Origin of the sequence: Polycladomyces zharkentensis, from assembly GCF_016938855.1 — a bacterium.
Taxonomy (GTDB): domain Bacteria; phylum Bacillota; class Bacilli; order Thermoactinomycetales; family JIR-001; genus Polycladomyces; species Polycladomyces zharkentensis.
In genome coordinates, this window is sequence record NZ_JAFHAP010000004.1 from 261,868 (window position 1) to 274,529 (window position 12,662).

General features: G+C 53.7%; 9 protein-coding genes and 1 other RNA gene. 1 reads left to right on the forward strand and 9 read right to left on the reverse strand.

Translation table 11 applies throughout. The annotated features are described in order from the left end of the window. Positions 1-243: 243 nt before the first annotated feature. From rnpB to JQC72_RS03160, 3 genes are all read right to left on the reverse strand, one after another. Positions 244-666, reverse strand: an RNA gene (gene rnpB, locus JQC72_RS03150) — RNase P RNA component class A. An 88-nt stretch (positions 667-754) separates the two neighbouring features. Continuing rightward, positions 755-1,858 (reverse strand): Nif3-like dinuclear metal center hexameric protein, encoded by a 1,104-nt coding sequence (locus tag JQC72_RS03155; RefSeq protein WP_205492681.1) that lies wholly within the window; start codon positions 1,856-1,858, stop codon positions 755-757. Further along, positions 1,834-2,586: a tRNA (adenine(22)-N(1))-methyltransferase gene (locus JQC72_RS03160; protein ID WP_205492683.1), complete on the reverse strand. Its 753-nt coding sequence runs from the start codon at positions 2,584-2,586 to the stop codon at positions 1,834-1,836. Before JQC72_RS03160 ends, JQC72_RS03155 begins: the two co-directional genes overlap by 25 nt. A 170-nt stretch (positions 2,587-2,756) precedes the next feature. Here JQC72_RS03160 and JQC72_RS03165 point away from each other — a divergent pair, with 170 nt between their 5' ends. After that, a complete protein-coding gene (locus tag JQC72_RS03165) occupies positions 2,757-2,975 on the forward strand; it encodes a spore germination protein (RefSeq protein WP_205492685.1) in 219 nt (72 codons plus the stop codon). A gap of 342 nt (positions 2,976-3,317) precedes the next feature. Here JQC72_RS03165 and JQC72_RS03170 read toward each other — a convergent pair whose 3' ends face one another. From JQC72_RS03170 to dnaG, 6 genes are all read right to left on the reverse strand, one after another. Beyond that, a complete protein-coding gene (locus JQC72_RS03170) occupies positions 3,318-4,757 on the reverse strand; it encodes a M1 family metallopeptidase (protein ID WP_205492687.1) in 1,440 nt (479 codons plus the stop codon). A 157-nt stretch (positions 4,758-4,914) separates the two neighbouring features. After that, entirely contained in the window at positions 4,915-6,027 is a 1,113-nt protein-coding gene (gene hppD / locus JQC72_RS03175; RefSeq protein WP_205492689.1) for a 4-hydroxyphenylpyruvate dioxygenase, read from the reverse strand. A 516-nt stretch (positions 6,028-6,543) separates the two neighbouring features. Then, positions 6,544-8,187: an AMP-binding protein gene (locus JQC72_RS03180; protein ID WP_205492690.1), complete on the reverse strand. Its 1,644-nt coding sequence runs from the start codon at positions 8,185-8,187 to the stop codon at positions 6,544-6,546. A gap of 16 nt (positions 8,188-8,203) precedes the next feature. Then, positions 8,204-9,343: an acyl-CoA dehydrogenase gene (locus JQC72_RS03185; protein WP_205492692.1), complete on the reverse strand. Its 1,140-nt coding sequence runs from the start codon at positions 9,341-9,343 to the stop codon at positions 8,204-8,206. A 213-nt stretch (positions 9,344-9,556) separates the two neighbouring features. Further along, the gene (rpoD, locus tag JQC72_RS03190; protein ID WP_419179836.1) at positions 9,557-10,648 is read right to left on the reverse strand and encodes an RNA polymerase sigma factor RpoD; all 1,092 of its coding nucleotides are present in this window, start codon (positions 10,646-10,648) and stop codon (positions 9,557-9,559) included. A gap of 62 nt (positions 10,649-10,710) precedes the next feature. Next, positions 10,711-12,528, reverse strand: a complete 1,818-nt coding sequence (dnaG, locus tag JQC72_RS03195; RefSeq protein ID WP_205492695.1) for a DNA primase — start codon at positions 12,526-12,528, stop codon at positions 10,711-10,713. Positions 12,529-12,662 lie beyond the last annotated feature (134 nt).

The window sequence follows — 12,662 nt, forward strand, 5'->3', positions numbered from 1 at the left end:
CACCTCCTTTTCCTGTTGTGACCTTAAGTATACAAGATCAACATCACATTCCCATTTCATCCATATAAAAGGAATGTAATAGGAATATTACATATTTTTTCATGAAAACATGTCGTTGAAATCGGACATTCTACATCAGAAAAATAAAACCGGCGCTGATCGTTCACCACTGGATCAGTGAAACGACCAACGCCGAACCTATTTCTACTGGAAAGTAAAAAACATGATCTCCGTACAAGCTCCGCGGAAAGCAAACCATAAGCCGAGTTCTGTACTCCGAGCGGTACCGACGGCGGCTTGTTCGCCTCCCGCCCATTGGAGTGGCAATCATCTGTCTAGGCTGTGCATTGCTGCACAGCTCCAGCGACCTACCCGGGATCACTGCGGGCCACAGTTGCGTGCCAAGCACGCCGATCCCCTATCAGGTCTTGCTCCGGGTGGGGTTTACCTAGCCGGCATGTCTCCATGCCGCTGGTGCGCTCTTACCGCACCGTTGCACCCTTGCCTGTGAAGTGCCGCAGCACTTCCATCGGCGGTCTGCATTTCTGTGGCACTAGCCTTAGGGTCGCCCCCACCGGCCGTTAGCCGGCACCCTGCCCTATGGAGCTCGGACTTTCCTCCCGTGGCGCCTTGCGGCGATCCACCGGCGATTGCCTGGTTTACTTTCCGCTCTTCAACGGAGATCCATTGTATCAAATCAGAGATTACATTGTAACAAATCCCGCTCACCGTTTCAAGTGGGATTCATTGGCAATCAGGCGAAACGGAAGGGATTGGTGTTCACTCGGGAAGGTGTTACCGACACATCCGGCAGGGCCGAACGCAACTTTTCACAGACCCGTGGCACGATCCAGCGCTCCACGTGATGCCCCGGATCGATCAGGCACAATCCGTCGGCCAACGCATCTTGCGCCGTGTGGAAGTCAACGTCCCCGGTGATGTAGACATCCGCTTGTTTGTCCAATGCCGCGGAATAAAAACGGCCGCCGGAGCCGCCCATGACCGCCACACGTCGCACTTGACGATCCGGTTCGCCCACAAACCGCACTCCTTCGATTTCGTATGCGGATTTGACCTGTTCAGCCAATTCCCGCAGGGTCACCGGTTGCGGCAAATGGCCCACGCGCCCCAGCCCCATGGCCGGTCCGGGATTATCCAAGGGATAGAGATCGTAGGCCACCTCTTCGTAAGGGTGTGCATTCAGCATCGCCTGAATGACGCGCGACTGGATCGATTCCGTGATGATGGTCTCCAGCCTGATTTCCTTGACGCGCTCCAATTTTCCCTGTTCACCGATGTAGGGGTTGGTTCCCTCCCGCGGAAGAAATGTACCGGTACCGTTCACGTTGAACGTACAATGGCTGTATTGTCCGATCCAACCGGCGCCCGCTTCGCACATGGCGTTTAACACCGCTTCGTGATGGTCTTCCGGTACAAACACCACGATTTTTTTCAACCGTTCGTGAACGTGCGGGAGCAACACTTCCGTCTCCTGCAAGCCCAACCGTTCCGCCAGTACATCGTTGACACCGTCATCGGCGGTGTCCAGATTGGTATGAGCGATGTAAACCTGGATCTGATGCTGCAACAGCTTTTGGTATAACCGACCTGCAGGCCGGTCCGTCCGGAGTGATGAGACCGGTTTGTAAATGACCGCATGATGGGCCACGATCCAGTTCGCCCCAAGTCGAATCGCTTCATCCACTACATCTTCGGTCACATCCAACGTGACCAAAACCCCGCGAACCTCGGCATCCGGATTTCCCACCTGCAATCCGATCCGATCCTTTTCCACCGCCAATCGCGTCGGAGCCCATGCTTCCATGGCCCGAATCAATTCGCGTCCTTGAATCCCCATTGCTCGATCCTCCTCCACTCTTCGATTTCACGGGCAAGCTCGGCTTTGCGCTTCAGGCCTTCAGCCGACTTTGCCTCCTGAAGCCGCTCGGCGATGCGCTGCTTCTCCTCCAATATTTCCCGAATCCGTCGTTTGAGCAACGGATGTCTTCGTTTCCATAACCAGGGTCCGAGTATCATCAGTTGTTCGGTGGTCAATAAAGGTTGGTCGTAAAGCCCCGGATTTTCCCCCGGTTCCGCGACCAAGATTTCATACAGAATTCCCCCGTCTTCGACCAACTCTTCCTCCGTCAGCGCCCAGCCGTTGTCCGCAAGCCACCGGCGAACATACCGGCCATCGGTGTTGGGCTGCAACACCAATTGGCGCACACCGGTCAATTTCTCTTTCCCTTCCTCCAATATGCGGACGATCAGGGCACCGCCCATTCCGGCGATCGTGATTGCATCCACTTCCCCCGGACGCAAAACGGACAAACCGTCTCCTTGACGAACCTCAATCTGTTCCTGCCGTCCGGCTTGCCGCACACGCCGGCGCGCGTTTTCGTACGGGCCTGTATGTATTTCTCCGGCGATTCCGCGAACAAGCTTTCCGGAGTCCGCCAACGCGATCAACAACAAGGCGTGATCGGCACCGATATCCGCCACTGTTCCCGGCCTGACTTTTTGCGCGATCACTTTCAACCGCTTGGACACTTGGACGGAAGGTGCATTCTCATTCGGTTGCACCATGAATGCATCCTCCTTTGGCAATCCTTCGTCTTTCCCATTATAACGAATCGGGTACAACTCCGCGATGCCGTTGTCCATGAACGCTTTAAAGCGAAGTGAATAAAATGACAGGGCGGGACGTTCGCCCTACGTCCCCAACAACGTCATTTCGTTCAGGGGAGGCGTGCGCATTGCCCACCGCCAATCAGATTTTCCATGCGAAAATCGGCAAAGTTGATTCCACATCCACCATCAATTGGGGAGACACCATGAATGTCAGCCCGTCATCCAACGACAAGGGTGTTGGCGGCTCTTCTCCCATCGGTGATTTTTCTCTCAATATCACCGGCAGTCCCAACCAGATGATTGATCCGGATGTGATCGACCAAGCCGGGGAAGTACGTATTTAGGCTCATCCGCTTTCGGCACATGTCCGTTCATGCATTGGCCCGGGGGCGGGAGCCTTTTTCCGATGAGCGACCTCTCAACGAAGCTGACAGGAACGGGAAGGAAAAAGACTCACCCGAGGGTCAAGAACGAGCGGAAAACCCATTTCTGCAAGGTCGGCATCATCACGCGCGTCAGACGAGGAAGCACTCCAGCCCTGGCGAAAATCCGACAGAATATCGGTTCACCCGGACTTGGGAACAGCCGTCGCGGATGGATGTGGGTGTCACACCAGATCAAACGAAAAGCCGGCCATACGATCGATCCATCGTTCTTCAGGGATCGAAGGTAGCCAGCTTTCGTTTTCATCGTGACTGAAAGTACAGCCATTTGTTGAAAAACGGGGTCAGGTCTTTGCCGGCCACTTCATTGGCAACCCGGATAAAGTCCTCGGTGGTGGCGATTTGATACCGGTATCGTTGATAATAGGTTTGCAATATCCGCAACACCTTTTCCTTGCCGATTTCGTCTGCCAGTTCCCACAGCATGGCCGCCGGGCGAGTGTACACCATCAATCCGTAAACCAGATCCGAATAGCGGTACAGCGATTCAACCGAGGTGACGCCGGTTTTCCGGTTGATTCGGTTGCATTGCTCAGCGGCACGGATCAAGAGATCCCGCTCGTCTTCTCCCATTTGGTCGTGCATGTAGAGAAACTCGGAAAATGTGGTCAATCCTTCGTCCAACCACGGTTCCTTCACTTGATTGTTCCCCACCACTCCGTACCACCACTGATGGGCCAACTCGTGAACGACCACATTGACGGCGGGCCGTTCCCCTTGTCGTGTGAGAATTTTGGGGACCGAAGTGACCAGGCCGGGATATTCCATCCCCGCGATGCCGTATCCCGTTTCTCCCAACACCACATCCACTTCGTCATACGGATAGGCACCAAAACGTTGGGAGAAAAACTTCATCCCGGATACGGCGGCATCGTGCAGCTCCTGTGCCACGTCTTCCATGCCGGGCAAATACCAAAGCCGAACGCGTACAGAACCGGCCTTTCCCTGCACCTGCTCATAATCTTTGGTGATGACGGCGGCAAAATCCCGCACGTTGTCACGGCGAAGGGTGACGACTCCTTCCACCGAGTCTTCCGGGTCACGAGCCGAAGTGATCAAACGATATCCCGAAGGCACATGGAATGTGACCTCAAAATCGGACATCCGGGTGTAAAACGGATCGCCGATGGTCGTATACGGTTCAGTATGCCAACCGTCTTGATCCTTTACCGCCAACATGGGATACCATTGAGCCAAGAAAGCGGTCCGCTTGAATGTGTTCAACCGGGTGCCGCCCTTGGGCAGCTGCAATCGGTAATCCATGTCAATCCGCAATGTTTTTCCTGCTCCCACCCGTCCGGGCAACGGCACCTTCATGACCGTCTCCTTCACTTGATGGGAAACGGAAATACCGTTCACTTTCACATGGGATACATGGAGATACCCCGGTTGCTTTGGTTTGGTATGGGCTCCCCATTTCCAATGGGAGAAAGCGTTGGGATACAGATGAAAATATACTTCCCGTGAATCGCCGACCTGTTTGGCGGGGAAAGTCACCGTCACATGACCGGTAACCTGTACCTTTTCGTCATGATAATGAGCCGTGATCCGGTAATGCGGACGCTCCGTTTTTTCCGCAGATGGGACCGTCCGCAATCCATTCATCGGACGGGGCGACCAACCGGTCACAATCAGACTGATCACTGTCAACAAACCGAACAAAAAGAAAAAACGGCGTTTCATCCGTTCATCCACCCATTTCTGTTGGAGATTTCTCCCTATAGGATGATCCAATCGCAAGGGAAATATGAACGGATGGCCGTTGATCATTGATTTGTCCGGGTGAACTTTTTCATGCCCCCGCCGGAAGATGACGTTGGGAGCGCATTTGAGGAGTGTGTCAAAGGTTGCCCCGCCGTTCTTGTTCACGCTCGATTGCTTCAAACAGTGCTTTGAAGTTTCCTTCGCCGAAACCGCGAGCTCCCTTGCGCTGAATAATCTCGATGAAGAGGGTGGGCCGGTCTACGATCGGTTGGGTAAAGATCTGCAAGAGGTACCCCTCATCGTCCCGGTCGACCAGAATGTTGAGCCGTCGCAAATCCTCGATCGATTCGTCGATGTTTCCCACACGTTCGATCAGGGTGTCATAATACGCATCGGGAGTGGACAAGAACACTACTCCGTGACGTCGCAGGGTTTCCACGGTTTTGACGATGTCATTGGTCAGCAAGGCGACATGTTGCACTCCCGCACCGCGATAAAACTCCAAGTACTCCTGGATCTGCGATTTCCGCTTGCCTTGGGCCGGTTCGTTGATCGGAAACTTGATTCGTCCACCGTTGTGCATCACCTTGGACATGAGTGCCGAATACTCGGTACTGATGTCTTTGTCGTCAAAATGGATCATTTGCTTGAAGCCCATCACGTTTTCATAATAGGCAACCCATTCCTCCATCCGCTCCACATTGCCCACCACATGGTCAATCGCAACCAAACCGGCGTCATGATGGGGGATGTCGCATTCAGGTGCGGCAAAGCCGGGGGCGAACAAACCATGATATTGATGACGTTCGATCAAGGTATGAACGGTATCCCCGTATGTGCCGATGACCGCTTTTTTGATCACGCCGTGTTCATCCTGCAATTCATGAGGTTCTTTTACCGGAATGCCACCCCTTGAAACCGCTTCCGAAAAAGCCGATTCGACATCATCCACCAACAGCGCAATATCCTTGACTCCGTCACCGTGTTGCTTGACGAATTCGGCAATGGGATGATCCGGACCATAAGCACCGCTCACAACCAGGCGGATCTTCCCTTGCTCCAGTACATAGGAGACATGATCCCGATTCCCTGTCTCCAAACCGCTGTAAGCGACAAGCCGGAATCCGAATGACCGACAAAAGAAATACGCCGCCTGTTTTGCATTGCCCGTATAGATTTCCAAATAATCCACATCACGGATTGCAAAAAAATCCCGTTCCGTCGAAGCGGTTTGCAATTGCTGGGCCATTCATCGCCACCTCAGTCTGAATTTCATTTATTTTCAGGTTATATCCTTTTTCGGCGACGAGCAAGCACACGCGGCAACGCTTTTGTGTACTGCATGATTGAAAGAACACCCCAGGGAGGTGAGTGTTTTGACCAACTGATGGACACTGCCTCCCATTCGGGAATTGATCAAAGTGAAATTCCTGTCATCAGTTGATCAATCGCTTCACTTGGAACCATTTGGTCTCCAGATCCCAAACGCGGCAACCGGAAAACCGTATGCGCAAGCAGATTGTGAAGCGGTTGGAGGCAGACCGGAAGAAAGTATCGTGATTTACAAAAGGGGATGATCGCCTCTGTTCACAAATGCCGCATCAGAGGTGAATCAATGGAACTTAAATGTTTGACACATCCGCCTCTTCTTCATGCCTGTCGTCCCAGGTTGCTCAGCGGGGAGACGGTTTTCGATGTTCAAGGCAAGATCATGGCTTCCCTCTTTTCAGCAGGGAGCGGGATTGGAGTATCCCGGTGTGATTCTTCAAGTCTGGGATTGGCGCATCTGTACAGCCATCTCCCGCAACTTGTACTTTTGGATTTTCCCGCTGGCCGTCATCGGATACTCCGTCACAATCTGAAGTGCCTGCGGTATTTTGAAGTGAGCGATTTGCCCCCGGCAAAAATCCTGCAATTCCTCCAGTGTCAATGTCTCTCTCTCTTTGACGCGGACAAATGCCATCACCTGTTCGCCATATTTTTCATCAGGCACGCCGACAATCTGCACATCGAGGATTTTGGGATGCGTGTAGAGAAACTCCTCGATTTCCCGTGGGTAAATGTTTTCCCCGCCGCGGATGATCATATCTTTCAACCGACCGGTAATGCGGACGTACCCGTTTTCGTTCATGGTCGCCAGATCGCCCGTGTGCAGCCAACCGTCATCATCCAAGACTTCCTTGGTGGCTTCGGGCATTTTGTAGTATCCCTTCATCACATGGTAACCCCTGGTGCACAATTCTCCCTGCACACCCGGTTCCACTTCGGCGCCCGTGTTCGGATCCACGATCTTCACTTCCACATGGGGCAGTGCCCTTCCTACCGAAGCGACGCGCAATTCGATCGGATCATCCGTCCGCGTTTGCGTGATCACGGGGGAAGATTCGGTTTGACCGTAAGCAATGGTGATTTCCCGCGCCCCCATTACCTCAACCACTTTTTTCATCAATTCGATCGGACAGTTGGAACCGGCCATGATGCCCGTACGCAGGGATGATAAATCGAATCGGTCAAACTCGGGATGATTCAGCTCGGCGATGAACATGGTCGGCACCCCGTGCAAACCGGTACAGCGTTCCTGTTCCACCGCCTCGAGGACCCGGAGCGGATCAAATTCCGTAATCGGTACCATCGTTGCGCCGACGGAGACACAGGCCAACGTACCCAACACACACCCGAAACAGTGGAAAAACGGAACCGGGATGCAGAGGCGATCCTGGTGGGTCAGCCGCATACACTCGGCGATGTTGCGGGCATTGTTGACAATGTTGCGATGAGTGAGCATGACTCCTTTGGGAAAGCCGGTGGTACCCGACGTATATTGCATGTTGATCACATCTTCCGGATGCAACGATTGCTGCCGCTGCACCAACTCCTCCTCGGTCACTTCATCTCCCATTTGCAGGATGTCCTCCCACAAAAACATGCCCGGTTTGCGCTCCCGCCCCAGAAGGATGACGTTCTTCAGCTTGGGCAGTCGGGCGGAGCGCAATTCCCCCGGCGAGCAATCGTTCAATTCGGGACAGATCTCCAACAGCATCTCGACATAATTGTTCCCTTTGAATTGTTCCATCAGGATCAGTGTTTCCGTATCCGACTGGCGCAGCAGATATTCCAGCTCCCGGGTACGGTAGTTGGTGTTGACTGTTATCAGGACGGCGCCCATCTTGCCCGTGGCAAACTGAGTCACCAACCACTCCGGCTCGTTTCGCGCCCAGATCGCCAGATGATCTCCTTTTTTCAACCCCAGTTTCATCAGGCCGCGTGCAGCCCGGTTGCATCGCTGCCGGAATTCCCGGTAACTCCAACGCAACCCGTACTCCGGATAGATCACCGCAGGATGATCCGCCAACCGATCCGCCATTTGATCCAACAGATCCCCCACCGTGATATCGAGAAGTTCCGCCACCCTTGCCCCTCCTCATTCAGCACCCGATTTCCCGGGCGATGATATTTCTCTGAATTTCCGAAGTTCCTTCCCCGATTTCCGTCAATTTGGCGTCACGGAAAAAGCGTTCCACCTTGTAATCATGCATGTATCCATAACCGCCATGGATTTGAACCGCTTGGTTGCATACCTTCATTGCCACCTCGGAGGCGAACAGTTTGCACATGGACGCTTCTTTGGTAAACCGGCGCCCCTGGTCTTTCAGCCAAGCTGCTTTGTACACCATGTTGCGGGCCAATTCGATGTACATGGCCATGTCGGCCAATTTGTGCTGAATCACCTGAAATTTCGAAATAGAACGCCCAAACTGCACCCGTTGCTTGGCGTATTGCAACGCCGCTTCATACGCCCCCTGCGCGATTCCGACCGCCATCGCCCCGATGCCGATTCGCCCGCCATCGAGCGTGATCAGGAACTGTTTGAACCCCTCCCCGATTTTGCCCAAGATGTTTTCATGCGGCACGCGCACGTGATCCATCACTAACTCAGCCGTGTTGGAACTGTGCAGACCCATTTTGTGATATTGATCGATCACTTGAAAGCCTTCCGCATCCGTCGGAACGATGAACGCGGTGATTTCGCGTTGCTCCCCCTTTTTTCCCGTCACGGCCGTCAATGCCAGAAAACGGGCGTAACTGGCGTTGGTGATGAAACATTTGGAGCCGTTGATCACCCATTCATCTCCTTCACGCACCGCAGTCGTCCTGGTTCCTCCCGCGTCCGAACCGGCATTGGGTTCGGTCAGTCCGAATGCCCCGAGCGTTTCCCCGCGGCAAAGCGGGACCAGATATTTTTGTTTCTGTTCCTCGGTACCGAACAAATACAGCGGAGCACAACCCAACGAGATATGAGCAGAATACGTAATGCCAGTTGAAGCGCACACCCGGCTCAACTCTTCCACCGCGATGGCGAAGCTGACCGTATCTGCTCCCCCGCCACCGTATTCCTCGGGAAACGGCAGCCCCATCAGATTGAGTTCAGCCATCTTCTCAAAGATTTCTCGGGGGAACCGCTTGGTCCGATCCCGCTCGTCTGCGGTAGGAGCCACCTCTCCCTCGGCAAAATCACGCATCAATTTGCGGATCATCTTCTGCTCTTCCGTCAGGTCGAAATTCATGTTCTCCCACTCCTTCTTTTTTTGTGGAAAGCGCTATCAATCCCATTATAGGTGGATTCATTTATTTTTATCAAGAATTTTGGGAATGAACACTTTTTTCTGTCGTTTAAGGCGCGGGAGAGCGTTTGCATTGCGATTTGAAAAGGGATAAAATTGAGTCAGTATCTGACAAGAAAAAAGCACCCGTGTAGGATGCTCTCCCCTCACGGATGCTTATTCGAGGAAGTCTTTGAGCCGCTTGCTCCGGCTGGGATGGCGCAATTTGCGGAGCGCTTTGGCTTCGATCTGCCGAATCCGCTCACGGGTGACGCCGAACACCTTGCCCACTTCTTCCAGCGTGCGGGTGCGTCCGTCGTCCAATCCGAAGCGGAGACGCAACACATTTTCTTCCCGCTCGGACAGGGTGTCCAGCACTTCCTTCAGCTGTTCCTTCAACAACTCATAGGCGGCCGCATCCGCCGGCGCCTGCGCGTCATCGTCGGGGATGAAATCCCCCAGATGGGAGTCGTCCTCTTCCCCGATCGGTGTTTCCAGCGAGACCGGCTCTTGCGCGATTTTCATGATCTCGCGAACCTTTTCGGGGCTGAGGTTCATCTCCTTGGCGATTTCTTCCGGCGTGGGTTCACGACCCAGTTCTTGCAACAGTTGGCGGGAAACCCGGATCAATTTGTTGATCGTTTCGACCATATGCACCGGGATTCGGATCGTGCGGGCCTGATCCGCAATCGCCCGGGTGATCGCTTGGCGGATCCACCACGTGGCATAGGTGCTGAACTTGTACCCTTTGCGATAGTCGAATTTCTCAACGGCTTTGATCAGACCCATGTTGCCTTCTTGGATCAGATCCAGGAACAGCATGCCCCGGCCCACATACCGTTTGGCGATGCTGACCACCAGACGGAGGTTGGCCTCGGCGAGGCGCCGCTTGGCTTCTTCGTCCCCCTGTTCGATCCGCTTGGCAAGCTCGACTTCCTCTTCCGCAGACAACAGCGGTACACGTCCGATCTCCTTCAAGTACATCCGAACCGGATCGTTGATTTTGACGCCCGGGGGCACACTCAGGTCATCGTCCAGATATTCCTCTTCAGGATGCGTATCGTCATCGTCAAAGACCATGTCATCATCCACGTCTTCGTTGATCACTTCGATCCCCTGATCAGCCAACTGCTCGAAAAATTCATCGATTTGTTGGGAGTCCTGATCGTAGGCGGACAATTTTTCCATAATCTCTTTATAGCTGAGAACGCCCCGTTTCTTGCCGAGGTCGATCAGTTGTTCCTTCATTTGTTCCAAAGAAAGATCCATTTCGGTGTCAACATGTTGTTCCTTTGCCAATGTCAGTTCCCTCCTTCCCTGATTTCACCGTCTCAGGCCAGCATTTTCTTTTTCTTTTCCAGTTGCAAAAGTTTGATTCCCAACTGGGCCGCCTTTGCGGTGTCACCAGCACGTTCTGCTTCTTCAATCTGACGTTTGATTTCCAATAATTCAAGATGAATGGAATGATGGCGGATGCGACGGATACAGTCGTCCACAGCCTTCTCGGAAAAATCGTCCGGAATGTCCATCATTGCCAGTTCGCTGATGTGAGATGACAACTCGGCATCCTTGACGTAATGCAGGAACCGTCCCGGATCGGCCGGATTACCCTCGGCATAATACGCATACAGATGTGCAACGATGGCTTGGTAATCATCAATGTGAAAATCCGGCCCGAGCGTCTGTTCCACATACGCGGCGATTTCCTTGTCACGGATCATCATGGCGAGCAACTGTTTTTCCGCCTCATGCGCAGCGGTGCGTCTGTCTGAACCGACCATGTGTTTGGTATTATGATATACATTATTCCACTTTGTTTGACCTTTATCCCTTTTGTTTTCTCTTTGTTTGCGCCGCCGGATGCGCCTGAGCTCCTGTTTCAGGGCATCCAGGGACAACCGGTGCTCTTCTGCCAAACGGCGGACATAATGATCCTGCTCGATGGCAAGGGGAAGGTCAGCGACCACTTCCAGGGCCTGCGTCAGATATTTCAACCGTTGCGGTTCATCCCGGAGATCGAAATCCTTTTTCAATCGCTCCAGTTTAAACGCAGTCAACGGGAGAGCGGAACCGATGACGTCCCGGCGAAATGATTCTGCACCCCGTTCACGGATATAATCGTCGGGATCCATCCCTTGCGGCAGTTGCGCCACCTTGACGATGGCCCCCTGTTCCTGAAGCAGTTCCAGCCCGCGATCGGCCGCCGATTGACCGGCATCATCCGCATCGTAGCAGATGATGGCTGCCTCCGCATTGCGCCGGATCACACGGGCTTGCTCCTCCGTAAGCGAAGTGCCCAGTGACGCCACACCGGAACGAATCCCTGCCTGCCAGGCGGCAATCACGTCCATGTAACCTTCAAACAGGACGGCTTGCTGATCTTTGCGCATCGCCTGGCGGGCACGATGCAGGTTGAACAGATTGCGCCCCTTGTGAAAGACAGGTGTTTCCGGGCTGTTCAGGTATTTGGGACGGCCTTCTCCCAACAGTCTGCCGCCGAACCCGACCACACGGCCTTGCGCGTCATGGATGGGAAACATCACCCGCCCGCGAAACCGGTCATAGTATCCGGTTCCGTTTTCACGCATCGAGATCAACCCGGCTTCCTCCATCTCCTGCTCGTGATATCCCCTTCCTTTGAGAAACGACAGGAGGAATTGCCGGGAGGGAGGAGCATATCCGATCTGAAACTCGCGGATCGTCTCCATGCTCACACCCCGACGTTCCAGATATGCCCGTGCGGGCTGACCGTGATCCGTGTTCACCAGCAAGTGGTGGTACAACCGCGCCGCCAAGTCCAACGCCTGACGCAATCGGGTGCGCTTCTCATCCTCCGGCCGTTCCTCCCGATTCGTCTCCGGCAGGGCGATCCCGGCCTGATCGGCCAGATGGCGCACGGCTTCGGCAAAGGAAAGCTGTTCAATTTCCATCATGAACTTAATCACATCGCCGCCTGCACCGCATCCGAAACAATAAAAAATCTGCTTGTCGGGAGCGACTGAAAAGGAAGGGGTTTTTTCTGAGTGAAACGGGCATAAACCGAAATAATTGCGCCCGCTTCGCTTCAATTGCACATATTGACCCACTACATCCAAGATATCAAAATGTTCCCGGACTCGGTCGATGACTTCGTCAGGGATGCGCCCCATCAAGAAATCACCGCTTTCCCGTCTGGATGATCCGTTTTTTGCAGCAGAACCGGGGGTTGTGCCTTAATACCCACTTTGTATTCGACAAAAATCGTCAAAATCCTGCACAACCCCCAATGATAGCCTATAGTAAT